The sequence below is a fragment of the Erwinia sp. S43 genome (genome assembly GCF_016624745.1).
Classification (GTDB): Bacteria; Pseudomonadota; Gammaproteobacteria; order Enterobacterales; family Enterobacteriaceae; genus Erwinia; species Erwinia coffeiphila.
On record NZ_JACVTX010000004.1, the window covers coordinates 116342 to 141138 of the forward strand.

The following is a 24797-nucleotide window of genomic DNA, read 5'->3' on the forward strand; positions in this document are numbered from 1 at the left end:
CTTACTCCATTTCCAGCATAATTTTGATGTCGTCAGGGTTACCCGCCGCCGCCCGTTCAAACGCCGCCACGCTGTCGACAAACTTATAGGTTTGTGAAATCAGCGGCTGAACGCGCAGCTTGCCGGAACTGAGCAGGCGCAGGGTGCGCGGATACATATTGGCGTAGCGGAAAATCGTCTTGAAGGTCACTTCTTTGGCCTGGGCCGCCACGATATCCATCGGCGCGGCGTCAATAGGCATGCCAACCAGCACTGCGGTGCCGCCCGGAGCAATATGTTCGCTGATCCCGGCAATCGCTGGCTTCGCGCCGCTGCACTCAAACACCACATCAACGCCGTTGCCGCTGGTCAGGCGCGCCACGGTGGCAGCCAGCTGACCGCTTTTGATATTTACCGCGTGCAGGCCTTCGTAGTTCGCCGCCACCTGGAGTTTTTCATCAAACAGGTCGCAGATAATCACGTCGGAACAGCCGCCCGCCAGCGCCGCCAGCGCGGTCACCACGCCAATAGGACCGGCACCGATCACCAGGGCGATATCGCCCGGCTTGATCGCCGCTTTAGTGGCGGCATGCATACCGATTGCCAGCGGTTCGACCATCGCCCCCTCGGCAAAGCTGACGTTGTCCGGCAGCTTAAAGGTAAATGCCGCAGGGTGGATCACCGTTTCACGCAGGCAGCCGTGGATCGGTGGCGTAGCCCAGAAGCGTACCGCCGGGTCGAGGTTATAGATCCCGGCCCGCGACTGCGCCGACTGCATATCCGGAATGCCCGGTTCCATGCACACGCGATCGCCAGGCTGTAAATGCTTCACGCCTTTGCCGACCGCCAGCACCACACCGGAGGCTTCATGGCCCAGCACCATCGGCGCTTCCACCACGAATGGCCCGATACGTCCGTGCTGGTAGTAGTGCACATCACTGCCGCAGATCCCGACAGAATGGATCTTGATCTCAACATCGGTGTCGCCCAGCTGCTCATCAAACTGACGATCTTCAATGGCAATTTTGCCTGCTTCTGCAAGAACTAACGCTTTCATATTCGGCTCCCGGTGATATCTAAATGGTATCGATAACATTAATATGACAGCGACAATATCGGATTCGGGGTTAAAAATGTGTGACTCCGGTTAAATTTTTGGCTTTTTCATTACTGAAACATCGTTTCGAGGCGGATAATGGCGCATGAGAGGCAATAAAAACGATCCAGGGATCGTTTTTACGATGTTACCGATACCAGTTTTTATCTCCGGAGGAAGATCATGAATACGCGTCAACAGGCCATTGAACAGACCCGCGATTATCTGCAACAGGCCAGCATTCAGCTTACCGAGGCCGAGCAGCAGCAGATTGAAATTGCCACCTTCGGACTGCCGGACTACCCGATATCCGGCCTGCAATTGCTGACCTACATTAATACGCCGCGCTACTGCGCCAAGGAGCTGGTGCTGTTCCCACGCCAGACCTGCCCTGAACATCTGCATCCGCCGTTTGACGGCACGCCGGGCAAACAGGAAACCTTCCGCTGCCGCTGGGGCGAGGTCTGGCTGTTTGTTGACGACGACAGCCTGCCTTCTTCGGCAGGCATCGGCCAGCCGCCGGAAGGTGCGGAACAGTGGTATACAGCAGGAAATTACATTTTGCTGCGACCGGGTGAGCAGTACACTATTGCACCTAATACCCGTCACTGGTTCCAGGCGGGTGAGCGCGGCGCGGTGGTATCTGAATTCTCTTCGGAAAGCCGCGACGATCTGGATGTCTTTACCGATCCCCGGGTAAACCGCCTGGGATAAACGCCTGCAAGGATTGACTCGCTTCAGGTCTGGCGATCTGTCATGATACGGTAATGGTACAAAATGATATTCGAAGAATCAGGAGCACAAATTGCCGCCAGGCCGGAAAATGAAGGCCACGCTGTCGAGCGTTGCCGCACAATCAAACGTCAGTAAAATTACCGTGTCGCGTGCGTTCTCTCATCCGGACAAGGTGCATCCTGAAACGTTGAAGCGGGTACTGGAAACCGCTTCAGAGATGGGGTACGTGGTCAACACCGCCGCGCGTAACCTGCGTGCGCGGGACAGTAAAACCATTGGCATCGTTAACCCGGATATGGGCAATCCGTTCTTTGGCGGGCTGACCCGGATGATGACGCTGGAAGCGGAAAAAGCGGGCTACGATACGCTGATTTTCGATTCCCGTGAGTCGCAAGAGCATGAAAATCGCATCATTGACAAGCTGATTGGCTATAACGTTGATGCGATTGTGCTGTCGGTGATCTCTTCGGATCGCAACTATCAACCTGCCTATATGGCGCAGCTGGAAGCGTTAAATATCCCGGTGATCCTGGTGGATCGCGAACTGGATATCAGTTCGTGCAGCGGGGTGTATATCGATAATCTGGACTGCGGCCTGCAGGCGGGGCGTTATTTACTGGATCGAAAAGCGCAGCGGGTGGTGGTGGTTTCCGGCCCGGAAGATTCCAACGTGGCGCGCGAACGCGTGACCGGGCTGAGCGCCGCGCTGGCGGGTAAAGTCGCCAGCTTCGAGGTGCTGTACGCCGATTTTTATATGGATATCGCCGCCAGCATCACCAGTGATTATCTGCAAAACAACCCACCGCCGGACTTTTTTGTTGGCTGTAACAACCAAATCTCACTGGGGATTATTAAATCCTGCATCGATCGTCAGCTTCAGCCGATGAAAGATGTGTCGCTGTTCAGCATTGATGAGGTTTCCCATGCGGCGATCTACGGCTTTAATTTCCCCTGCATTTCCCACGATCTGCACGAGATGGCCTGGCAGGTGATTAATCTGGCGATTCGCCGCGCGACCGAGAGTGATATCAAGCCCGGCAAGGTGATTGTTCGCGGGAAAATGCTGGCCGGATAAGGACGATATCGGGTTCTTGTCGTCTGCAACGTTAGAGTCATGGCTCATCGCTGGCTTTGGCCGCTGGATGTAAAGAATACGAGTCTTGATGCTGATGCTGATGCTGATGCTGATGCTGATGCTGATGCTGATGCTGAATTTTCACATGGAGTTTTTGATGAGTGACACCTTTTTACCTGAAACGCTGCTGACCCTGCTGGATGGCTCACTGCCGGACAGCCATCTGCATCAGGCGATTCGTCTTTCCAGTGTTGGCAGCAACGGCTGGCCGTATGCGGCGCAGTTGAGCGTGGGGGAGATCATCGCTGTTTCTCCGCAGCAGCTACGTTTCGCCATCTGGCCCGGTTCCACCACCACCGCCAATCTGGCCCGCGACGGGAAAATGACTCTGGCGCTGGTCGATGACGGCGCGGTGATTGAGATTCAGGCGCTGGCGCATAAGCGTGAGGAAACGATTACCGATCTTCAGCTGGCGGTGTTTGATGCCGCCGTACAGCAGGTGGTGATTCACCGTGCGCCCTATGCGACGGTAACCAGCGGGGTGACGTTCAGTCTGAAGGATGAGGCGGGAGCGGTAGCGCGCTGGCGGCAGCAGATTGCGCAGTTGAAGGCGCTGCCTGGTGATTGATTGTCGCTGATGAAATCGGTTCGGTGATATTGTCGCTAATAGGCTGGTGTGGGGTTCCCAGCCTCTGCCGGAGCTTCAGGTCGGGCGGACCTGCGATTTTGTCGCTGATAAATCCGTGCCGGGTTCCCAGCCTCTGCCGGGGCTTCCGGTCGGTCCTCACGTCACGCGCTGCGTGATGCCTTCGGTTACAGCATCTGGCCGGTCGGACCGGCGAAGACGTGTCATCCCTGACCCGACTTCGCCTGACGCCAACGTCCATGTTGGCGTCTCCTGGCCATCTGCTTCCACCTCAGCGCTGCGGATTGCCCGGCATCCCCGGCAGAGGCTGTGCACCTTCATTTCATTGTTATCGCCGCCCGGTAAACGGTTCAGGCTAGGATATTCAGCATTGCAGTTCAGCGACCATGAGGTGAAAGGAGACCAAAGAGTTTCAGCAAATACCTTCTGGCCAGAATGCAACCAAGAGCCGCATCACCGATTTTCGTCTGAACACATCAATGCACAAAACAGATGCTTTCCTATATGAAGACAGCACCAAAGTCACGGCGCTGACGGGTTACTGCCACAACGGGTAAGCCGCAGCTCCGAACGTAGAGAAAAAACCGGGACTCATCCTTCAAAAAACACAGAAGTCAGCAAGCAGGCTGGTTGTGCCACCGATCGGGCAATCCGCAACACTGAACGCAGAGAAAAATCAGGACTCATCCTTCAGAAAACACAGAAGTCAGCAAGCAGGCTGGCTGTGCCCCCGGGCGGGCAATCCGCAGCGCTGAACGCAGAGAGGAAAGCCAGGACTCATCCTTCAGAAAACACAGAAGTCAGCAAGCAGGCTGGTTGTTCCCTCGGGCGGGCAATCCGCAGCGCTGAACGCAGAGAGGAAAGCCAGGATTCGCCCACATGGACGTGGGCGAAAGGCACAGCCGCGCAGGACGCGCGTCTGTGCCGGTCCGGTAGGCTGACGAACGAAGTGAAGGAACCGCAACGCGGCGCGAGGACCGCCCGACCGGGGGCACAACCAGCCAGCGTAGTCACAGCAGTCACCGTCAGCACAGTCACAACGGCACCGATTTTCCAAAACCGCAGATAAAAAAAGGCGACCGTAAAAACGGCCGCCCTCAACGCTATCTCAGAAGCGAACCCTCAGGCCCGCCCCGAATAACACGCTTACTTACTGTCCGGCAAAGCATAAGCAATCACATGATCGCCCATCTTCGTACCAAACGAACCGTGACCACCGGCCACAATCACCACGTACTGCTTACCGTTCACTTCATACGTCATCGGTGTAGCCTGGCCGCCCGCTGGCAGACGCGCCTGCCACAGCTGCTCGCCGTTAGACACGTTAAACGCACGCAGATAGTTATCGGCAGTCGCCGCAATGAAGAACACGTTGCCGGCAGTAGAAACCGGGCCGCCCAGCATTGGCATACCCATTTTAAACGGCAGCGGAATCGGTGAACTATCGCGCACCGTACCGATACGTTTTTTCCACACGATATCGTTAGTCTTCAGGTCAATCGCTGAAATGTAGCCCCATGAAGGCTGCTTGCACGGGAAGCCCAGCGGAGACAGGAACGGATTCAGCGTCACGCCGTACGGTACACCGTACTGTGGCTGAATACCGGACTCGCTGCCGGTGCCGCCTTTATCGTTCTCGTCCGGCTCCATCGGATTACCCGGACCGCGCGGTACCAGACGGGAAACGAACGGCAGCGCCATTGGGTTTGCCACGGCAACCTGACGGTCGGTGTCAACGGAAATACCGCCCCACTCGAACATCCCCAGGTTACCCGGGAACACCAGCGTACCCTGCTCGGATGGCGGGGTGAACGGGCCTTCATAACGCAGCTGATGGAACATCACGCGGCAGATCAGCTGATCGTAGATAGTGGCACCCCACATATCTTTACCGGCCAGATGCTCTTTCGGACGGAAGCTCAGCTCAGAGTAAGGCTGGGTTGGAGAAAGGCGATCGCCCTTCGCCGGGCCACCCGGCACTTTCATCTCAGGAGCAGGAACTACCGGCTTACCGTTACGGCGATCCAGTACGAACAGGTCACCGGTTTTAGTCGGCACATAGATAACCGGAACTTTGTTGCCGTTCTTATCATCAATGTCCGCCAGCGTTGGCTGAGCCGGAACGTCCATATCCCACAGATCGTGATGCACGGTCTGGTAGAACCAGGCCAGCTTGCCGGTAGTCGCATTCAGCGCCAGCAGACCGGTAGCAAAACGTTCCATTTCCGGGGTACGGTTACCGCCCCAGATATCCGGGGTAGACACGCCAATCGGCAGATACACCAGGTCCAGCGAGGCATCATACGCCGCCGGTGCCCAGGAGTTTGGCGAGTTCGGCGTGTAGTGCTGATCCGCTTCCGGCAGCAGGTTTGGATCTTTAGCACCGGTATCGAAGGCCCACAGCAGCTTACCGGTCTTCACGTCAAAACCACGGACAACGCCGGACGGTTCTTTGGTGGAGTAGTTATCGGTCACTGCACCGGCCATCACGATGGTGGTTGGTGTCACAATCGGTGGTGAGGTTGGCTCATAGCCGCCCACTTTGTTGAACGGCATATTGCTCTGCAGGTTCAGCTTGCCGTTGTCACCAAATTCCGCACACAGTTCACCGGTTTCGGCATCCAGCGCGTACAGGTTACCGTCGTTCACCGGCAGCAGGATGCGGCGTGCGCACAGCGCAGGCTTGGCACCCGCTGGCAGCGCGGCGGCTTCCGGGGTCTGGTAGTAAGACACACCGCGACAGGTCACGTGCTGGAACGTCGGGTCAGTCTTCATTTTCGGATCGAAACGCCACTTCTCTTTACCGGTCGCGGCATCCAGCGCAAACAGCTTCTGGTGCGCAGTACACAGGTAAAGGGCATCACCGATTTTGATCGGCGTTGCTTCGTTAGTGATTTCACCCGGATCGGTTGCGGTTTTCAAATCGCCGGTCTGGAAGTCCCACGCCTGCTGCAGCTCGCCGACGTTCTTATCGGTGATCTGCTTCAGCGGAGAGTAACGGGTACCGCCCTGGGTGCGGCCATAGGCAGGCCAGTCACCGGCAGCAACGCCGTCAGCGGAAGGCGCAGGCTGTTCAACCTGGTCAGCGCTCAGCGTGCCGTTCACTTCCTGCGGATCGTTAAATACCGAGTAGGCCAGCACGATAACCACAAACACCAGCACGCCAGCCAGCGCCGTGCGCGGGAAGGCGCCTTCGCTGCTCAGGCCACGCCAGATAAACGGCAGAACCAACCACAGGCCGAAGAAGAAGGTCACATCCAGACGCGGAGTCAGCGCCCAGAAATCCGATCCCACTTCCCACAGCGACCAAATGGTGGTGCCGAGCAGGAACAGTGCGTACAACAGTAACGCTGCGCCACGGCGGCGGAACAGCAAAAAGGCGGTGATCAGCTGAATCACACCGGCAATAATGTAGTAGAGCGAACCGCCCAGTTTAGCTAACCAGATACCGCCAATTAACAGATACAGGCCGCTGAGTACGGCAAATATCGTCGTCAACAGGATCAGGATCCTTGATGCTTTACTTTGCATAATTTGAACCTTACCAATATTTAAAGTCGTCGATTAAGCGTAAGCCTAATCTTTAAAAACACCCGGTTATTGTTTAGCCATCCATCCGGTGTGTTCTGACCCGCCGCTGCCGGTGGCATTAGCGGGCCGTTTTGGATCCGTTGCCGTTAAACTTCCGGCGTTAAATCATCAGAACTGATAAGCCAGCGTCGCGCCACCGCCCCAGTTGCGTCCGGGGGCCGGTTCGAAGTAACGACCGTTGCCTTCGTTAACAATCACCGACCCGACGTACTGGCGATCGAACAGGTTATCCACCCGGCCGAACAGGTCCAGCGACCAGCGGCTCCAGTTAAAGCGATAGCCGGTGTTCAGGCTGGTTACCGCATAGGACGGTGCCTGAGCATCGTTGGCGTCATCGGCCTGGATATTGCTTAAATAGCGAATATCCGCGCCGGCGTGCCAGCCGCTTTCTGGTGCATATTCCAGCGAGGCGTAGCCCATATTGCGGGCGATACCCGGTAAGCGATTACCCGCCGGGGTGCAGCTGCCGCTGGCAGAACAGGTTTCGTTGCGGTAGGTGGCATCCAGCAGCGTCCACGCCATTTTCAAACGCCAGTCCTGGGCGAACTGCTGATCGAAGCCCAGCTCCAGGCCACGGCGGCGAGTTTCCCCGGCATTTTTATACACCGCACGACCGTACTGGCTCTTATCCACCACCAGCTCGTTGTCGGTGTTGGTCTGGAAGATGGCGGCGGTCAGCAGGCCGTAACCGATGCGGGTTTTGCTGCCGATTTCAAAGGTATCGCTGGTGGCCGGTTTCAGCCCAAGGTTCAGGCCGGTTTCGCTACCGGACGTTGAGCGATAGGAAAGCTCGTTGATGGTCGGCGTTTCAAAACCACGACCGGCGGAAGCATAAAGATTCCACGCATCGGTCACCGCATAGTTGATCGAACCCATCGGCAGCAGCTTGTGATAGCGCGCGCTGCCGCTGTCGTCACCGTTGCCCTGAGTAATATAGTAGTCGGTAGAATCAAAACTGACCGTGCTGTAACGCAGACCGGCATCCAGCGTCCAAGCGGAAGAGAGCTGCCAGCTGGTTTGCAGATAGGGGTCGAGATTCCACATGGTGTTTTTCTCGTTGCGGCGCTGATCCCCTTTCTCACCGAACTGCGGCACGTTGTTCACCAGGTTGTAGTTCTGGAAGCCCTGACGGCGCTCGGTCATGGTTTCATAATCCAGGCCGGCAATCAGCGAAACCGGCATCGATCCCAGCTGGTCGTCATGCTTCCAGCGGGTATCAATCCCCTGGTATTTACGTTCCAGCACGATCACGCCGCCCGGATAAGCCGCGTTCTGCTGCGTCGCGTAAGGAATGGACTGATACTGCGTGGTGTGGCGTTCGCCGTGCCACGTGGTCAACGTCAGCTCGTCGTTATCGCTCATCTGGCGCTGGTAGCGCAGGCCAATCTGAGTCTGGTCAAGGCTCTTGCGCGTGTTGTACTGATCGCCGCGAGGCGACTGCTTCGGATTGGCTTTGTATTCGGCCTCGCTCAGTCCGCCGGGATCGTTAGCATCAACCGATACGCTGTTAAACATCAGCGTCAGGGTGCTGACATCGTCCAGCCGCACGCCGAGTTTGCCGTTACCGAGGCTTTTCTGCGTACCGCTATGGTCGCGGAAGCCATGGGTGGTAAAACGGGAACCGGAAATGGTGTAGTTGACGTCACCGGCCTGAGTACCGTCGCCGGTTGCACCGCTGGCCTTAACGCTGTTGCGCCAGGTGCCGTAACTGCCGAAGTAAGTGCCTGCTTCCAGCGTGGCGGGCTGGCTGCCGGTGGTGGTGTCAATATTCACCACGCCGCCGGAGGCGTTGCCGTAGAGCGCCGAATACGGGCCGCGCAGCACTTCCACTTTGCCAATGGAATTGATATCGATATTCGAGGTCTGGCCCTGGCCGTCCGGCATGGTAGCAGGAATGCCATCAACGTAGATGCGCACGCCGCGTACGCCGTACATCGAGCGGCTGCCGAAGCCACGCACTGATAATTGCAGATCCTGTGCGTAGTTCTGGCGGTTCTGAATTTGCAGGCCCGGCACGCTGCCCAGGCTTTCAGACAGGTTCACCTGCGCCGTGCTGTGGCGCAGATCGTCGCCCTCCACCACGCTGACGGCGGCAGGGGTGTCCAGTTCGGACAGACCATTACGGTGTTTGATGACCATCAGGGTGGAATCCTGTCCCTGAGCGGCCGTTGCAGAGGTTTGCGCAAAGCTGACGGCTGTAGGAGCGATGAAGAACATCGGCGTCAGCAGCAATACAGAGGTTTTATTTTTATTCACTGGAAAGATTCGGAGTTAACAAGCACCAAAAAACGCTCAATCCCATACCAGAATCCCCACGCCGCAAATTGGATGCGGCCAATGAGATCAGCCCGGTATTCCCGGAATAAGCACCTGCCTTCCCTGACGCGCTGATGCACAGCCACCACAGAGAAGACTCGCCAAAAAGTATATAACTCCTTGCGCAATCTGCCCGTAAACCGTGCCGTGCTGCTTTCCCTGCCCTCCGTCCGGAGGGATATGTGACAGTAAGAGGGGGATTACATCGCCATCAATGTGATATCCGTCACAAAAATCGCAAGGATTGTAGCACTCATTAATTCTTTTGCGAACTATTGTTAACAAAATCACAGAATCGATTCCGCATATTGTTACATAGTGGAGGGTTATTCAGCGGAAAGTGTAAATTTACCGTCGTGCGCAATGGCTTTCGCCCGGTACAACTGCCGCGCTATACTCGCGCTATACTAAGGATCCCCCAACCGACAGGATGCGTAATGCCGTACTCATGTCTCAGGCCGATGCCACTGCGCCTTTCCGCTGTTCCGTTTTTACGTCCGCTGCCTGCCGTACTGGTTCTGCTGCTTGCCGCCTGCTCTTCTGACTATAAAGGGGTGGAATGTAACGGCCAGCGTCAGAGCCTTGAAGGCCAGCCGCTGGGTAATGTGCAGGGATTAGTCGTTGACCGCTTCAACTCTTTTTCCGTCACCCTGCCCGATTTAACGCTGGACAGCGGCATGCTGCAGTCCACCAATCGCGAGCTGTATATTCCCTCCGCCGTCACCCGCGACGGCTGGCTGGCGCAGCGTATTTCCGATCGGCAATTCAGTATTATCAATTCACCGCAAAATCAGATGATCACCTTCAACTGCCCGGCACCCGGGCAGCTGTAACCCTAAAGGCCCCAGTCCGTTTATGAATACCAGCCAACTGATCGCCAATCGTCAGACCTTCTTCGGCAGCGGCAGCCTGCAACAGCTACCGCGCCTGCTGACTGAAACACCTTTACCTACCCTGCTGTTCTGCGGCAGTTCTTTCTTGCGTAGCGATGCCTGGAAAAACCTGGAGCATCAGGTACAACCGCTGCTGGTCGGGATTGAAATTGTGCCGCACGAAGCATCACCCGGTGAGATCGACAGCTGGGTGGCGCGCTGGCGCGGCAAAATCCAGCGCGTCGTCGCAATTGGTGGCGGCAGCGTGCTGGATGCGGCGAAAGCGGTGGCGGCGCTGAGCCAGCATCCGCTAAATACGCTGCGCTATCTGGAGAAAGTCGGCGACACGACGGTCAGTGGCGCAACCCTGCCGCTGATCGCCGTACCGACCACGGCAGGAACCGGCAGCGAAGTGACGCAAAATGCGGTTATTACGGATAAAGCAGAGATCAAAGTAAAAGCCTCGCTGCGCCATCCCGAATTTGTTCCGCAGGTGGCCATTCTCGATCCCGACCTGCTGCGTGGCGCGCCGGATAACGTGCTGGTTTGCTGCGCGGTGGATGCTTTCACCCACCTGTTCGAGGCGTATCTGTCATCAAAGGGTAATGCGTTTACCCGTCAGACCGCCATCAGCGGCATGCAGGCCTTCGTGCGCGGCTGGCCGCAGCTGACCGAAAGCGGTTCTCAGGGCGATAGAGCACGTGAGCAAATGATGCTGGCCTCCTGGCTTGGCGGCCAGAGCCTGAGCATGGCGGGGCTGGGGGTGATCCACGGTATTGCCGGGGAGCTGGGTGCCATCAAAGATTACCACCACGGCAAGGTCTGCGGCCGTCTGCTGCTGCCGTTCCTGACTCTACTGGACGAAAACCCGCATCCGCAGCAGGCGGTATTGATGCAGGAGCTTAACTTCGCGCTATTCCAGCAGAACAGCGAACAGCCCGCAGAGCAGCTAAAGCAGTGGCTAATGGCTAACGCAGGCCTGGCGTTCTGGCAGGATCTTCAGCCCCTCTCGGTGGATGAGGTTGACTGGATTCTTTCGCGTTCCAATAGCAAGAATTCCCTGGTCAGCTACAGCCGCGAACAACAGCACTGGATGCTGGAACAGGCTTATCGCATCGGGTAATTCACAGAGCCGCTGAATCGTGTCTACACTTATTCTCCTGACCTAACCGCACAGGAGATTGTGATGAAGATTGATTTAAGCGGCAAAACCGCCATCGTCACCGGTTCAACGAAAGGTATCGGTAAAGGTATTGCTCAGGGGCTGGCAAAAGCCGGAGCACGAGTGGTGATCACCGGGCGTCATCAGCAGCAGGTGGATGAGCTGGTCAAAGAACTGGGCAATGGGGCACGAGGCCATGCTCTGGATCTGGGTACCGCCGACGGATGCAGCGCGCTGCTGAACGCCGAACCGCAGTGCGATATCCTGGTCAATAATGTCGGCATTTTCCCCGGTGGCGACTTCTTTGAAACCGACGATGCGCTATGGCAGAACATCTGGGATATCAACGTCATGTCGGCGGTGCGCCTGAGCCGCGCGTACATGCCGAAAATGATCCAATCCGGCTGGGGACGGGTGGTGTTCCTCTCCTCTGAATCCGCCATCAATATTCCGGCAGATATGATCCACTATGGCGTTAGCAAAACCGCTTTGCTTGCGCTGTCTCGCGGTCTGGCAAAAGCCGCCGCAGGCACGGGTGTGACAGTCAATGCGGTGCTGCCCGGGCCAACCCTGTCCGATGGTTTCGCCGAAATGTTTAAGCAGGAAGTGGCCAACGGCGCGAAGCTGGAAGATCTGGGCGTAGAGTTTGTGAAGGCCAATCGTCCAACGTCAGTTATCCAGCGAGCCGCCAGCGTGGAAGAGGTGAGTAACATGGTGACTTACGTCTGCTCACCGCTCTCCTCCGCCACTTCCGGTGCCGCATTACGGGTGGATGGCGGCGTGGTCGAAACACCGTTTTAACCCCTCTTGCAACGCTGCCGGTGGTGGCGTTGCAGTTTTGCGTAAAGACGAATTAAAAAAACCGTTAAACCCACACTCTTCAGATTTTTACCCTTGTTAGCGACCCGCCCGAAGGCCACATTCCTTTTGTCTGAACACTGATTCAACCGAAAGGAATAACAAGATGAAAAAGACCCTGATTATGGCTTTATCCGTAATGATGATTGCCAGCAGCAGTCTGAGCGCCTTTGCCCAGGGGCCGGACAACGGCCGCGACGCACAGCAGCAGCCAATAAAGCACCAGCAGCAGAAACAACAGCAGGGCAATGGCGGGCAGCCGCAGCAGAATCAGCACGCCAACGGCGGCCAACCTCAGCGCGAAAACAACGCGCGCCAGCAGCCTGACTTCCGTAAGGGACGCCCTCTGCCGCAGCAGTATCGCGGTGCAGGCTATCAGGTTAACGACTGGAAAAAACACGGTCTGAAAGCACCACCGTCAGGTCATCGCTGGATGAACGTGAACGGCAACTACGTGCTGATTGCTATCGCTACTGGCGTGATTGCTTCGGTGATTGCCCACCAGTAACGACCATAGGCTGCGCCGGACAGCGGAGCTATGCCACCGCACCAGCCTCTTCCAGCCAGCCCACGCGCATTTCAGGCACCGCCCGCAGCAGTCGGGCGGTGTACTCGTCCAGCGGCGCGGTAAACACCTGATCCAGCCGCCCCTGGCGCACCACCTTGCCGTGGCGCAGCACCATCACCTCATCGGCCACCGCCTGAACCACATGCAGATCGTGGGTGATAAACAGCATCGACACGCCGGTTTCTTCCTGTAGCGATTTCAGCAGGGCCAGCACTTCGCGACCGACCAGCGGATCGAGTGCGGAAGTCGGCTCATCGCAGACAATCAGTGCCGGATCGACCGCCAGTGCGCGCGCGATACAGACGCGCTGCTTCTGACCACCGGACAGCGCGTGCGGATAGCGATCCGCCAGCTGCGGCGGCAGGCCGACCTTTTCCAGCAGTTCGCTGACTCGCGCCTGCCGCTGCAGCGGCGTCAGCGTGGTCAGACAGACCATCGAGCGCGCAATCTGCACGCCGATGGTGAGCCGCGGATTCAGCGCGGTGTCCGGGTGCTGATGGATCATCTGTACCGACTGGAGCTGCTGGCGGGAACGCTGGCGCAGTGCAGCAGGCAGCAGCTGGCCGTTAAAGCGCACACTGCCGTGCGCGGGGGCAACCAGCCCGCAAATCAACCTGCCCAGCGTCGATTTCCCGGCACCCGACTCGCCAATCAGCGCCAGAGTCCGGCCCCGCCCGATGGTCAACGAGACGTCGTCCAGCACGCGGTTGGCCTGATAATCAACGGAAATCTGCTCGGCGGTCAGCAACGGCAGCGTGGTACTGCGCGGTTGATGCGGTTCTCCGTGGCTGTGCAGCAGATCGCGGGTATAGGCCTGCTCAGGCGCGGCCAGCAGCTCGGCGGTGTTGCCGCACTCCACCTCACGCCCGTGGCGCAGCACCATAATGCGCTGGCTGATTTGCGCCACCACCGCCAAATCGTGGCTGATATACAGCGCAGCGACTCCGGTCAGGCGGATCACTTCGCGGATCGCCTTCAGCACTTCCAGCTGGGTGGTCACATCCAGCGCGGTGGTCGGTTCATCAAAGATAATCAACTCAGGGCCGGCGCAGATCGCCATTGCGATCATCGCACGCTGCAGCTGCCCGCCCGACACCTGATGCGGATAGCGGTGGAAAAAATCCTGCGGCTGCGGCAACTGTAGCTGACTGAAAATCTCAATCGCCCGCACTATCGCCTGCTGACGATTCAGTATCCGATGGCGAATAGCCGCTTCGATCACCTGCTCGCCGATCTTTTTCGCCGGGTTAAACGCCGCGCTGGCCGACTGCGCCACGTAGGCAATTTTCGCGCCGCGCACGCCGCGTAGCTGGCGTTCGGAAAGCCCGGTCAGCTCGCGCCCGGCAAAATGGATTTTGCCGCCGCCGAGCTTCATGCCAAAACGGAAATGGCCGAGGATCGCCTGACCGATGGTGGATTTCCCCGCGCCCGACTCTCCGATCAGCCCCAGCACCTCGCCCTTTTTCAGGGTGAAGGAGATATCCTGCACCAGCACGGCATTCCCGGCGGTGACCCGCAGCTGCTCAACGCGTAAAAGTGGTTGTTGGCTCATGATTTACTCCTGCCAGCTGCGGGTGTGGTGGCTTAACAGCCAGTCGGCAACGCTGTTCAGCGCGATCGCCAGCAGCGCGATGGCCGCACCGGGGATCAGCGCGGCCCAGACGCCAAACAGAATGCCGTCTTTATTATCCCGTGCCAGCCCGCCCCAGTCGGCGGTCGGCGGCTGAATACCCATGCCCAGGAACGACAGCGCAGAAAGGAACAGCAGGATAAAGATAAAGCGCAGCGCAAACTCCGCGATCAGCGTGGTAAGCGCATTTGGCAGGATCTCGCGCCACAGCACCCAGCTCAGGCGCTCACCGCGCAGCCGGGCAACTTCAATAAACTCCTGCGCCGCAATATCCACCGCCAGCGAACGCGCCACGCGCAGCACCCGAGTGGATTCAAGGAAACCCAGCACCAGCACGATCACCGGAATGGTTTTCGGCAGCATCGCCAGCACCACCAGTGCAAGAATAAGCGTGGGGATCGCCATCAGAATATCGTTCAGCCTGGAGATCAGCTGGTCAACCCAGCCACGGCAGAAACCGGCCAGAAAGCCGAGAAACGTCCCGATGGCAAAGGCCAGCAGCGTTGCTACGGCGCTGACGCTCAGCGAAGTACGGGTGCCCCAGATCAGTCGGGAAAGCAGATCGCGCCCCAGGTTATCGGTCCCCAGCCAGTTTTCCGCCGTGACCCCGCTCCATGCGCTGCCCACTACCTGGTCTGGCGCATACGGCGACAGCCAGGGGGCGAAAATCGCCACCAGAATAAACAGGCCCAGCCCGATCACACCGGGCAGCACCGCAAATTTCAGCCTAAACATCCACATCAATTCCTGGTTAGCCCCGGCAGTGTGCACCTTGCTGCACCACCGGGGGTAAAAATTATACCTGCCGCTTAGCGGCTGTGGCGCAGGCGCGGGTTAGCCAGCAGCGCGACGACATCGGCCAGCAGATTCAGCAAAATATAGATCCCCGCCAGTAGCAGGGCACAGTCCTGAATCACCGGGATATCACGCTTGCTGATACTGTCGACCATATACTGCCCCAGGCCAGGGTAAACAAACACGTTTTCAACAATCACTACGCCGACCATCAGCCAGGCAAGGTTTAACACGATAACGTTAATTATCGGCCCCCAAGCGTTTGGCAGCACGTGTCGGAACAGGATCGCTGAAGGCGACAGCCCCTTCATCAGCGCCGTATCTACCCAGGCTGCATTCTGCGCACTAACCAGCGCGGCCCGGGTCATATTGCTCATATGGCCAAGGATCGCCAGAATCAGCGTCATGCACGGCAGTGCGATGGCCAGCAGTCGGTCGCCAAGCGGCATATCGTCGGAGATGCTGCTGTTGCTGGGCAGCCAGAACAGCGTGATGGAAAATATCAGAATCAGCAGATAGCCGGAGAAAAACTCCGGCAGCGATACGGCAGCGCGGGTAAACAGGCTCAGCAGCCGGTCCAGCCAGCTGCCCTGGTAACGGGCGGACAGAAAGCCGATCACCAGCGCCAGCGGTACGGCGACGATGGCGGTGAAGAAGGCCAGCGACAGCGTGTTACCGAGCCGATCCAGCAGCACCGGAGCAATTGCCTCCCGGCTGGTAAAGCTGTGGCCAAAATCACCTTGCAGCACGCCGCCCAGCCAGCCCAGATAGCGGCCCAGCGCGGGCTGGTCGAGGCCCAGCTGCTCGTTCAGCGCTGCCACCGCCTGTGGCGTTGCGGTCTGGCCGAGGATCGCCGTTGCCGCGTTGCCGGGCAGCAGCTGGATGCCGATAAAGATCAGCGCCGATACCACCAGCAGCATCACCACACCGGCCAACAGCCGCAGCCCGATTAGTTTTAACAGGGGAAGGTGCCCCTTCCCCTTTGTCTCACGCAAATTACTCAAAAGATATCCTGCAACCTGAAGCTGAACCGGGAAGCCGTTAGGCGAACCACACTTTTTCCGCCGCGCGGTTGCCGCTCATAGTGAAGCCCGGAATCGCGACAAACCCGTTGATTTTGTTACTGCTGGCGTCCAGCGAGTCGGCATACAGCGGAATGATTTCGCTGCCCTGCTCCACCAGCATCAGCTGAATGTCGTGGTAAATCTGACGGCGCTTCTGCTCGTCCTGCTCGCCACGGGCAGCGTTAACCAGCTGGTCAAACTTAGGCTCTTTCCACTGCGACTCATTCCACGGTGCGTTACTGGTAAACACCAGCGACAGCAGCGCATCCGCCGTCGGGCGCAGCGACCAGTTTGAGGAAACAAACGGTTTCTTCATCCAGACGTTATCCCAGAAGGCATCATCCGGCACGCGCTCAACCTTCAGAGGAATACCGGCACGAGTGGCCGAGTTTTGGTACAGCTGGCCGGCATCTACTGCCCCAGGAAAGCCGGATTCGGCGACCGACAGCACCAGCGGGCCGGAGAAACCGGTTTTCTGCCAGTGGAATTTGGCTTTTTCCGGGTCGTAAGGGCGCTGGGGAATGTCTTTCGCAAAATACTGGCTGGACGGGAAGATCGGGTTGTCGTTAGCCACGGTGCCGTAGCCGCCCAGCACGGTTTTGATAATCTGCTCGCGGTCGATGGCGTATTTCAGTGCCAGACGCCCGTCAAGGGTATTAAACGGTGCCGCCGTTGCCAGCCCCGGGAAAGTGAAGATCTGGCTGTCGCGCGAGCGCTGCAGCTGGATGTTCGGCATATTCTTCAGGCGGTCAACAATACGTGGGTTAACGCGGTTGATAATATGCGCCGAGCCGCTGGCCAGCGCCGCAACGCGCGCGGTGGAATCATTCATCGCCAGCGTTTCCACGGAATCCACGTGGCCGCGAGCCGGGTTCCAGTGGTTCGGATTACGCTTCACCAGCGTACGCACGCCCGGCTTGAAGCTTTCCAGAATAAAAGCACCGGTCCCGATGCCTTTATCAAAATTCTCGTTTTCTGCGGTAATGGCGAAGTGAACGTCGCTGAGCAGCGCAATAAATTCCACGTTCGGCTCTTTCAGCTTGATCGTCACCTGATTTGGGCTGGTGGCTTCCAGCGACACAACCGGATCGAGATAGCCTTTCACCGACGAACTGGATTTTTCATCGCGATGGTGGTTCAGCGAATAAATCACGTCTTTCGCCGTCAGCGTGCGGCCATCGTGGAACTGCACGCCCTGACGGATATTGAGCACCCAGGTTTTGCTGCCGTCGCTGGTTTCCCAGCTCTCCGCCAGCGAGGGAACAATCTTGCCGTTTTCATCGACTTCCGCCAGGCAGTTAAACAGCTGGGAACCGACGAAATACATATAGGATTCGAACCAGAACGCCGGATCGAGGCGGTCGGTGCTGGAAGCATTATCCATACCGACAATCAGATGGCCGCCTTTTTTCGGCGTGGTGGACGGCGCTTCAGCCGCCGTTGCAGCAGTAAATGGCCAGCTGGTGCAGGCCGCAGCCACCGAAAGCGCTCCGGTGGTTTTAATAAAGTCGCGACGATTCATATTGTGTTTCCTGGTTTTAATTTGTTTTTATTGGTTTTATCTGTCGTTGCCGTAGAGATTACTTCAGCGACGCGGCCAGTCGACCGATATGCTCGGGACCGATACCGCAGCAGCCACCGACCAGCGTCGCGCCAGCCGCCACCCACTCCTGCGCCCAGTTCAGGTAGCCTTCAGGGTGCGTATCCTTGCGCAGGGCGCTCAGCCCTTCATTAGCGCCGCCGCTGTTGCTGCCGTGGTCAAAGGCGTTAGCGTAAACGCCAATGCCGATATCCGCACCCAGCTGCTCACGCACGGCTGCCGCCTGCTTCACCGCAGAAGACATCACCTCAGGGTGGCTGCAGTTGAACAGCACATTTTCTACGCCCAGCTCAATCGCCCTGCTCACCGCCGCGCCCACGCTCTCACCGGAGCGTAAGGTGCTGACGGCATCGTACAGCTCAGGCTCGTCCTGCAGGGTAAATGAAAGCCACAGCGGCTGGGGCTGACCGGCAAGCACGGCATGGATGGATTCTGCTTCCGCAATCGAGCTAATCGTTTCACCCAGCCAGAGATCAACGTAAGGTGCCTGAGCGGCGACCAGCACACGATGGATCGCCTGCGCCTGCTGCTCATTAAACAGATCGGGACGATAAGAACCCAGCGCAGGGGGGAGGCTTCCGGCAACACGCACCGGGGTAATGATATCGGCAGAATCAGCAGCCTCACGGGCCAGCTGGCCGGCAAGTGCAGCCAGGCGAGCACCATCATTTGCAAAGCGCTCTTCACCAATATGGAAGGGGACAACTGCGTAGCTGTTAGTGGTGATCGTTTCAGCCCCGGCCGCGATATAGCTGTTATGGACCTCACGGACGCGCTCCGGCGCTTCATACAGCGCCAGTGCAGACCATTCCGGCTGGCGGAAAGGTGCACCGATGCGCGCCAGTTCACGCCCCATGCCCCCGTCCAGAATTTTTACCCGCTGCGACATTCGGTTGTTCCCGTTAGCAAATTTCGAATGACAGCATGCTACATAAGTTGATGGCTACATGTCCAGACGTCTATACGCTGAAGTACGGGAAAGTTAAGTATTAAATGCGCTCAAAGCGGTTCTCAACCCGTATCCGCCACGCTTGTTAAAAAAGGAGTTTCGCCAGCCCCAGCCCCAGGCCAAGAACGCCAACCTGCGAAGCCACGACCCATTTGGTTTGCGTCGCCAGCGAACGGTGAAGCTCCGTCCGTAAACCCTCAAACTTGTTTTCCAGGTTCAGCAGATCCGCTTTGGTGGTGTAGTTAGATTTAATCACCGCCACATCCGATTTTAGCTCCGCCATATCAGTCTGCAGCACGTTGACATCCGCCTGCAGTACGCCAACGTCTTTCTTCAGACCCATCATATCCGTTTGCAGGACAGCGACATCTTTCTTCAGTCCCGTCATGTCCGTCTGCAGCGCACTAACATCTTGCTTCAGCACTTGCATATCCGTCTGCAACACAGCCACGTCCGTTTTTAATCCGGTCATATCCTCCTGCAGTACGCCAACATCTTTCTTCAAACCCGTCATATCCGTTTGCAGCACAGCCACGTCCGTTTTTAATCCGGTCATATCCGCCTGCAGTACGCCAACATCTTTCTTCAACCCCGTCATGTCCGTCTGCAGCACGGCGACATCCGTCTTGAGCACAGCCACATCCGTCTTTAATCCGGTCATATCCGCCTGCAGCACGTCAACATCTTTCTTCAGCCCCGTCATATCCGTCTGCAACACAGTGGCATCCGTCTTTAACTCTTTTACATCCACCTTCAGCACGTTCACATCGCTTTTTAGCGTGCTGACATCCGCCTTAATAACCGTTACGACCTCTTTCACCGCGGTCACATCCTGCTGCAGCGTATCGGTGTTTTTTTCCAGCTTAACTACGCGCTCAACCATGGCATGTCCCTTTTCCGGTTGGTGATAATTTCATCTGTGGGGATCGTAAGGTAAGCAAATATCGGCTGGCAATATGCCAAAAGGGAATTTTCTGCGGGCCGTCTCGGGAAATCGGGATGTAACGATATGCAATCCATCATTTTGAAAAATATGAATAAGATGAGCCTGTAACATGTTTCTGTATCAAGTGTGGCAGACGTTTTTTTGTCGTCGGTGCGGGATGAAAGACTGGGGTTGGCGATAACGCAAAGCGTCTTTTGTCACAGAAATGATGCCCCGGAAAGTAAAAAACCGGCGGCAGCGGCCGCCGGTCAGAATCAGCTTAGTAGTGGCCTAAGGCACTGCCCAGAATGATCGAGGTGATCACGCCGGTAGCGGCGGCAATCAGCACATAGTTGCCGTCAATGTAGCCCCAGTACGCGCCGCGCGGCGGCTCATACAAACCGCGGCGATGCCAGTCATCCACCCGGTAGTCGTTACCGCGGAAATGTGGCGGCAGCGGCTGTCCGCGACGGAAGTCGTGGCCGTTCCAGGCAAAACGATCGCGCTCTGCCGGGCGGAAACGCTCATGATTATCGCGATCGGGTCCACGATTGTCATGACGATCCGGGCCGCCGCGATCGCTGCGATCGTGACGATCGCCCCGGTCAGGCTGGCCCCCACCCTGCTGATGCCACTGACGTTCCGGACCATTTCCCGGGCCGTCAGCGTGCGAGAAGGTGGAAAAGAAGCTGCTTGCGGTTAATACGCTAAGAACCAGTGCCAGTGTTGTTTTTTTCATCTTGATGCCCTCAATTTGCTCACGACCTGCATACTGTCGTTACCCAGCAATATCGGGCATCCGTCAACACTTCCCTATCTCCCGAACTCCTAATTCCGCCGGATTAGCGGATCTTTTTCTCGGGGCTTACGCATTCTTAACACTGTGGATAAATTATGGATAAGCCCCGTATCCAGACTAGTTTTCCAACTGATAATCGAGGGTGATTTCGGTACTCAGCAGCTTAGAAATCGGGCAGCCCGCTTTGGCCTGCTGAATGATTTTATCAAATTCATCTTTCGCGATACCCGGCAGCTTCACCTTGCTTTGCAGCGCCACTTTGGTAATGCCAAAACCGCCATCGACTTTATCCAGTGAAACGTCGGCCACGGTATCAATACTCTCAGGCGTAAACCCGGCCTCGCCCAGCATCAGCGACAACGCCATTGAGAAGCATGCCGAGTGCGCGGCCCCGATCAGCTCTTCGGGGTTGGTGCCGGGTTTGCCTTCGAAACGGGTATTAAAACCATAGGGCTGATTATCCAGCGCCCCACTCTCCGTTGAGATAGTACCTTTACCGCGCTTGATATCGCCTTCCCAGTGCGCCTGTCCTTTCTTATGAATGGTCATCGTTATCCTCCGGTTGGTTTTCACAGCTACCAGTATAGTCACTGACTCAGCACCCGCCGAGAATCGATCCGCTTACAGAACATTCTGGTGTGGAAAATCACCTGATTTTCCCGCACGCTAACGAGCCGGTTTACTCCTGCTCCTGCCACATGCGCCGATAGATCCCCCCCTGTGCCAACAGTTGCTGATGGCTACCGCGTTCGACAATCTGCCCATGTTCCATGACCAGAATCTGGCTGGCGTACTCCACGGTGCGCAGGCGATGCGCGATGATCAACACCGTGCGGCCGCGTGCCAGACGGGTCAGCGCCTGCTGAATATCCGCCTGCGAAAGCGGGTCGAGCAGCGCCGTCACTTCATCCAGCAGGATCACCGGCGGGTCTTTCAGCATCATGCGGGCAATCGAAAGACGCTGCCGTTCACCACCCGACAAACGCTGTGCCCCTTCTCCCAAACGCGTGTGATATCCCTGCGGCAGCTGTTGGATAAATCCGTCGCAGCACGCCTCACGGCAGGCGGCCATCACGTCGTCTTCGCTGGCATCCGGCCTGCCAAGACGGACGTTATCCAGCACCGAGCCGTCGAACAGCTGCACATCCTGGAAGACGTAGCCGATACGCTGATACAGTGCCCGGGTGCCGATCTGCGCCAGTGGCACGCCGCCGAGCGAAATTTCCCCCCTTTGAGGTTCATAGAAGCGCCCCAGCAGATGCAGCAGCGTGCTTTTACCGCTGCCAGACGGACCAACCAGCGCGGTGACGCTACCTTCAGGCACAGCAAATGAAACACCCTGAATTGCCGGCTGCCGGTCGTAGCTAAAATGCACATCGGTAAAATCGATCGCATTGCTTTCCGGCAGCGGCACGCTGTTCTCTTCATTCAGCACCGGTTCGTCCATCAGCGCGTCCAGTCGCTGCTGCGACTGCCGCATCACGCTCATCAACGTGAAGTAGGCGGCAGCATCCAGCAGCGGCTCCAGCACTTTGATCGACACCAGTATAAACAGCAGCCAGGTCAGCGGATCGAGTGCCTGCTGTTGCAGCAGTCCTCCCGCCACGATAAACAGCACCACCAGTCCCAGTTCGGTAAACAGGCGGAACAGCTGCACCGCCCCGGCCCCCCAGGCTTCCAGCCCCATGCTGGCGCGGCGGATTTCACCGAACGCGTCGTCGAGCTTCGCCAGCATGCCCTGATGACGGTGGAACAGCCGCAGCGTTTTAATTCCGCCGATAAACTCGATCAGCAGCCCGGACACCCGCAGCAGCCGCTCGCTCTGCCGATGAGTGCCGCGCAGTAAGAACCGCGATCCGCCCCACAACAGCAGTACTGCCAGCGGCAGCGGGGCAATCAGCGCCAGCGTTAGCGGCACGTTGATCGTCAGCAGGATCAAGACAAAAATCAGCGCGGTGCCGATCCCGGTCACCACTTCCGGCAGCAGATGAGAAAAAATCTGCTCGACCCGCATCATATGGTCGGTCAGTAGCTGAGTGGTGGCCCCGAGCCGGTGGCGCTGAAAGTAACCCAGCGGCAGCCGACGCAGCTGTTCCGCCGCCGCTTCGCGATAGCGCTGCATCACCTCGTAACTGCCAATAAAACAGTAAAGCTGACCAAAGTGGGAACACAACAGCTGAACCAGCAGGCAGGCCAGCAGTGTCGTCAGCAGCTGCGGCCAGTACTGCCAATTGCCTGCTCCGGGACTTATGTCGCTAAGCGCCAGCCAGGCAATAAACAGTGGCGCAACGGTACACAGCTGGGCTATCAGCCGCAGCAGCATTCCGGTCAGCACCTGACGGCGGCCTTCCGCACTGCGCTGAAGCGGACTAAGCATTGACATGGGTATCTTCCTCACGGCGGATTTGCCACTGTGCCAGCTGAGACTGGCTGTGCCACATCTGTTGATAAATCCGGTGCTCACTAAGCAGTTGCTGATGCGTTCCGCATCCGGTTAACCGCCCCGCCTCCATCACCAGCAGACAGTCGGCCTGCTGAACGGCGAACAGCCGGTGAGCGATGGTCAGTACGGTAACCGTCGGGCGCTGATGGCGTAGTTCCCGATAGAAGGCGGCCTCGGTGAGCAGATCGGCAAAAGCGGTGGCCTCGTCAAGGATCAGCAGCGGCGTCTCCGCCAGCAGAGCGCGCGCGATGGCGATACGCTGGCGTTCACCGCCGGAAAGCCGCGCCCCGCCCTCGCCGATTGTTGTCGCCAGCCCCTGCGGTAATGCCTCAACAAAGGCTCGCCCCTGAGCAATTTCCAGCGCCTGCCACAGCTGTTCATCGCTGGCCTGCGGCTGAGCCAGGCGCAGGTTGTCGGCCAGCGAACCTTTGAACAGAAACACCTGCTGGCTGACCACCGCCAGCAGCGAGGCACGTGTAGCATCATCGATATCATCCAGCGCCATGCCGCCCAGCGTGACCGTCCCGCTCGTTGGCGGCAGCATCCCCGAGAGCAGCCCTGCAAGCGTCGATTTTCCTGCGCCGGATGGCCCCACCAGCGCATAGAAACCGCCGGGTTGCAGCGTCATATTCAGCGTATCAATCACCGTGCGCTGCTCGTAGCTGAAGCTCAAATCGCGGGCGATTAGCGTAATACCGCTCTGCGAAGTCACCGTGGCGGCGGAATGTCCCTCTGAGGCATCATCAAGAAACGGTGCCATCCGGCTCAGACCGGCGAACAGTTCACGGATCAGCGAACCAAAAAAGGTCACGCGCAGCAGCGGTTTCAGCAGCCCGCTGCCGAGCATCAGGATCAGCAGCAGCGCAGAAACCGACAGTGTTCCCTGGCTCACGCGCCACAATCCCAGCGGCAGCAAAATAAAGATGCTGGCATTCAGCAGCACCACAAACAGCGACCAGGCAGGAACCGCTCGGCGGGTGAAACGTACCACCAGTTGGTGATAGTCTCGCAGGCTGTCGTCCAGCAGGCGGAAAGAACGCGCATCCTGGCTAAACGCCTTCATCACCGGGATACCACGCACATACTCCACAATCGCCGAATTCAGGCGCTCGGTCGCCAGGTGATAGTCCCGGCTACGCTCGGCCATACCGCGCAGGCACAGACGCTGGGCGACAATTGCCAGCGGCACGGTCAGCAGCGCCGCCAGCGCCATTTTCCAGTCCAGCCAGAACAGAAAAAGTGCGGCAATCAGCGGACTGAATAACGCAGAGATCAGATCGACGGTGTGGTGGGCAATAAAGTCCTCCAGCCGCTGCACGTCGTTCATGATGATTTTGCGCAGGCTGCCTGCGCTGAAGGGGGCCAGCTGCATCAGCGGCAATCGTGTCAGAGCTCGGGCGATGCGCAGGCGGGTGTGATGCAGAACGCGGAAGGCGGCCAGATGGCTGAAATAGCCCGCCAGCGAAGCCAGCAGATATTTACACACCAGCGCCAGCGCCAGCCAGCCTCCCAGATGCAGCAGCGAACCGCCCTGCTCCAGCACGCCCACCGCCCGCCACAGCAGATACCAGGGCAGTAGCTCCAGCAATACGCTGCTGGCAGAGATCGTCAACGCCAGCAGCAGCGTTGATTTTTCAGCAGCAAGAAGCCGCCGCAGCGTCAGCAGCGGTGATACCGTTTCAACCGTCATAGTC

Annotated in this window: 21 protein-coding genes; 8 read left to right on the top strand and 13 right to left on the bottom strand. The window is 57.8% G+C overall.

All coding sequences use genetic code 11. From position 1 onward, the window contains the following. Position 1: 1 nt before the first annotated feature. A complete protein-coding gene (locus tag IBT47_RS06805) occupies positions 2-1036 on the bottom strand; it encodes an NAD(P)-dependent alcohol dehydrogenase (RefSeq protein WP_105590991.1) in 1035 nt (344 codons plus the stop codon). 222 nt (positions 1037-1258) lie between these two features. On the opposite strand from IBT47_RS06805, the gene IBT47_RS06810 reads away from it, so the two are divergent. From IBT47_RS06810 to IBT47_RS06820, 4 genes are all read left to right on the top strand, one after another. Then, a complete protein-coding gene (locus IBT47_RS06810; protein WP_200559869.1) occupies positions 1259-1789 on the top strand; it encodes a D-lyxose/D-mannose family sugar isomerase in 531 nt (176 codons plus the stop codon). Positions 1790-1898: 109 nt separating this feature from the next. Next, positions 1899-2885, top strand: a complete 987-nt coding sequence (locus IBT47_RS06815; RefSeq protein WP_200559870.1) for a LacI family DNA-binding transcriptional regulator — start codon at positions 1899-1901, stop codon at positions 2883-2885. Between the two features lie 39 nt (positions 2886-2924). After that, the gene (locus tag IBT47_RS27225; protein WP_255569889.1) at positions 2925-3050 is read left to right on the top strand and encodes a hypothetical protein; all 126 of its coding nucleotides are present in this window, start codon (positions 2925-2927) and stop codon (positions 3048-3050) included. Next, positions 3043-3513, top strand: a complete 471-nt coding sequence (locus IBT47_RS06820; RefSeq protein ID WP_200559871.1) for a pyridoxamine 5-phosphate oxidase — start codon at positions 3043-3045, stop codon at positions 3511-3513. The genes IBT47_RS27225 and IBT47_RS06820 overlap by 8 nt, the downstream gene beginning before the upstream one ends. Positions 3514-4677: 1164 nt before the next feature. Here the strand turns inward: IBT47_RS06820 and IBT47_RS06825 are convergent. Both IBT47_RS06825 and pqqU read right to left on the bottom strand, forming a co-directional pair. Then, on the bottom strand, positions 4678-7062 hold the full coding sequence (locus IBT47_RS06825) for a glucose/quinate/shikimate family membrane-bound PQQ-dependent dehydrogenase (RefSeq protein WP_200559872.1): 2385 nt from the start codon (positions 7060-7062) through the stop codon (positions 4678-4680). Between the two features lie 168 nt (positions 7063-7230). Then, on the bottom strand, positions 7231-9339 hold the full coding sequence (pqqU, locus tag IBT47_RS06830) for a TonB-dependent receptor PqqU (protein ID WP_200560055.1): 2109 nt from the start codon (positions 9337-9339) through the stop codon (positions 7231-7233). A gap of 536 nt (positions 9340-9875) precedes the next feature. Between pqqU and IBT47_RS06835 the strand changes: the two genes are divergently transcribed. The 4 genes from IBT47_RS06835 (at position 9876) to IBT47_RS06850 (ending at position 12838) form a co-directional block, all read left to right on the top strand. After that, positions 9876-10271 (top strand): hypothetical protein, encoded by a 396-nt coding sequence (locus tag IBT47_RS06835; RefSeq protein ID WP_234471760.1) that lies wholly within the window; start codon positions 9876-9878, stop codon positions 10269-10271. 22 nt (positions 10272-10293) lie between these two features. After that, a complete protein-coding gene (locus IBT47_RS06840) occupies positions 10294-11433 on the top strand; it encodes an iron-containing alcohol dehydrogenase (protein WP_200559873.1) in 1140 nt (379 codons plus the stop codon). Between the two features lie 63 nt (positions 11434-11496). Continuing rightward, on the top strand, positions 11497-12273 hold the full coding sequence (locus tag IBT47_RS06845; protein WP_105590985.1) for an SDR family NAD(P)-dependent oxidoreductase: 777 nt from the start codon (positions 11497-11499) through the stop codon (positions 12271-12273). Positions 12274-12436: 163 nt separating this feature from the next. After that, positions 12437-12838 carry an RcnB family protein gene (locus IBT47_RS06850; protein WP_200559874.1) on the top strand — a complete coding sequence of 134 codons (402 nt, stop codon included), beginning with the start codon at positions 12437-12439 and terminating at the stop codon, positions 12836-12838. 28 nt (positions 12839-12866) lie between these two features. Here IBT47_RS06850 and IBT47_RS06855 read toward each other — a convergent pair whose 3' ends face one another. From IBT47_RS06855 to IBT47_RS06900, 10 genes are all read right to left on the bottom strand, one after another. After that, entirely contained in the window at positions 12867-14450 is a 1584-nt protein-coding gene (locus tag IBT47_RS06855; protein WP_200559875.1) for an ABC transporter ATP-binding protein, read from the bottom strand. A gap of 3 nt (positions 14451-14453) precedes the next feature. Beyond that, a complete protein-coding gene (locus IBT47_RS06860) occupies positions 14454-15263 on the bottom strand; it encodes an ABC transporter permease (protein WP_200559876.1) in 810 nt (269 codons plus the stop codon). A 74-nt stretch (positions 15264-15337) separates the two neighbouring features. Continuing rightward, entirely contained in the window at positions 15338-16327 is a 990-nt protein-coding gene (locus tag IBT47_RS06865; protein ID WP_200559877.1) for an ABC transporter permease, read from the bottom strand. 37 nt (positions 16328-16364) lie between these two features. Further along, complete coding sequence (locus tag IBT47_RS06870) at positions 16365-17909, bottom strand: ABC transporter substrate-binding protein (RefSeq protein WP_200559878.1); 1545 nt, start codon at positions 17907-17909, stop codon at positions 16365-16367. Positions 17910-17967: 58 nt separating this feature from the next. After that, on the bottom strand, positions 17968-18876 hold the full coding sequence (locus IBT47_RS06875) for a homocysteine S-methyltransferase family protein (protein WP_200559879.1): 909 nt from the start codon (positions 18874-18876) through the stop codon (positions 17968-17970). Between the two features lie 145 nt (positions 18877-19021). Continuing rightward, positions 19022-19819 (bottom strand): hypothetical protein, encoded by a 798-nt coding sequence (locus tag IBT47_RS27005; RefSeq protein WP_234471761.1) that lies wholly within the window; start codon positions 19817-19819, stop codon positions 19022-19024. Positions 19820-20141: 322 nt separating this feature from the next. Beyond that, positions 20142-20600 carry an RcnB family protein gene (locus tag IBT47_RS06885; RefSeq protein ID WP_200559880.1) on the bottom strand — a complete coding sequence of 153 codons (459 nt, stop codon included), beginning with the start codon at positions 20598-20600 and terminating at the stop codon, positions 20142-20144. A gap of 177 nt (positions 20601-20777) precedes the next feature. Further along, positions 20778-21209: an OsmC family protein gene (locus IBT47_RS06890; RefSeq protein WP_105590976.1), complete on the bottom strand. Its 432-nt coding sequence runs from the start codon at positions 21207-21209 to the stop codon at positions 20778-20780. A 130-nt stretch (positions 21210-21339) separates the two neighbouring features. Continuing rightward, positions 21340-23043, bottom strand: coding sequence for an ABC transporter ATP-binding protein (locus tag IBT47_RS06895; RefSeq protein WP_200559881.1), 1704 nt, complete (start codon positions 23041-23043; stop codon positions 21340-21342). Further along, positions 23030-24793, bottom strand: a complete 1764-nt coding sequence (locus IBT47_RS06900; RefSeq protein WP_200559882.1) for an ABC transporter ATP-binding protein — start codon at positions 24791-24793, stop codon at positions 23030-23032. Before IBT47_RS06900 ends, IBT47_RS06895 begins: the two co-directional genes overlap by 14 nt. Positions 24794-24797: the final 4 nt, after the last annotated feature.

What these genes read in the sequence shown, in the direction of transcription:
- IBT47_RS06805 (WP_105590991.1), bottom strand. Translation starts at nt 1,036, where the DNA reads ATGAAAGCGTTAGTTCTTGCAGAAGCAGGCAAAATTGCCATTGAAGAT.
- IBT47_RS06810 (WP_200559869.1), top strand. Translation starts at nt 1,259, where the DNA reads ATGAATACGCGTCAACAGGCCATTGAACAGACCCGCGATTATCTGCAA.
- IBT47_RS06815 (WP_200559870.1), top strand. Translation starts at nt 1,899, where the DNA reads ATGAAGGCCACGCTGTCGAGCGTTGCCGCACAATCAAACGTCAGTAAA.
- IBT47_RS27225 (WP_255569889.1), top strand. Translation starts at nt 2,925, where the DNA reads ATGGCTCATCGCTGGCTTTGGCCGCTGGATGTAAAGAATACGAGTCTT.
- IBT47_RS06820 (WP_200559871.1), top strand. Translation starts at nt 3,043, where the DNA reads ATGAGTGACACCTTTTTACCTGAAACGCTGCTGACCCTGCTGGATGGC.
- IBT47_RS06825 (WP_200559872.1), bottom strand. Translation starts at nt 7,062, where the DNA reads ATGCAAAGTAAAGCATCAAGGATCCTGATCCTGTTGACGACGATATTT.
- pqqU (WP_200560055.1), bottom strand. Translation starts at nt 9,339, where the DNA reads ATGTTCTTCATCGCTCCTACAGCCGTCAGCTTTGCGCAAACCTCTGCA.
- IBT47_RS06835 (WP_234471760.1), top strand. Translation starts at nt 9,876, where the DNA reads ATGCCGTACTCATGTCTCAGGCCGATGCCACTGCGCCTTTCCGCTGTT.
- IBT47_RS06840 (WP_200559873.1), top strand. Translation starts at nt 10,294, where the DNA reads ATGAATACCAGCCAACTGATCGCCAATCGTCAGACCTTCTTCGGCAGC.
- IBT47_RS06845 (WP_105590985.1), top strand. Translation starts at nt 11,497, where the DNA reads ATGAAGATTGATTTAAGCGGCAAAACCGCCATCGTCACCGGTTCAACG.
- IBT47_RS06850 (WP_200559874.1), top strand. Translation starts at nt 12,437, where the DNA reads ATGAAAAAGACCCTGATTATGGCTTTATCCGTAATGATGATTGCCAGC.
- IBT47_RS06855 (WP_200559875.1), bottom strand. Translation starts at nt 14,450, where the DNA reads ATGAGCCAACAACCACTTTTACGCGTTGAGCAGCTGCGGGTCACCGCC.
- IBT47_RS06860 (WP_200559876.1), bottom strand. Translation starts at nt 15,263, where the DNA reads ATGTTTAGGCTGAAATTTGCGGTGCTGCCCGGTGTGATCGGGCTGGGC.
- IBT47_RS06870 (WP_200559878.1), bottom strand. Translation starts at nt 17,909, where the DNA reads ATGAATCGTCGCGACTTTATTAAAACCACCGGAGCGCTTTCGGTGGCT.
- IBT47_RS06875 (WP_200559879.1), bottom strand. Translation starts at nt 18,876, where the DNA reads ATGTCGCAGCGGGTAAAAATTCTGGACGGGGGCATGGGGCGTGAACTG.
- IBT47_RS27005 (WP_234471761.1), bottom strand. Translation starts at nt 19,819, where the DNA reads ATGGTTGAGCGCGTAGTTAAGCTGGAAAAAAACACCGATACGCTGCAG.
- IBT47_RS06885 (WP_200559880.1), bottom strand. Translation starts at nt 20,600, where the DNA reads ATGAAAAAAACAACACTGGCACTGGTTCTTAGCGTATTAACCGCAAGC.
- IBT47_RS06890 (WP_105590976.1), bottom strand. Translation starts at nt 21,209, where the DNA reads ATGACCATTCATAAGAAAGGACAGGCGCACTGGGAAGGCGATATCAAG.
- IBT47_RS06895 (WP_200559881.1), bottom strand. Translation starts at nt 23,043, where the DNA reads ATGTCAATGCTTAGTCCGCTTCAGCGCAGTGCGGAAGGCCGCCGTCAG.
- IBT47_RS06900 (WP_200559882.1), bottom strand. Translation starts at nt 24,793, where the DNA reads ATGACGGTTGAAACGGTATCACCGCTGCTGACGCTGCGGCGGCTTCTT.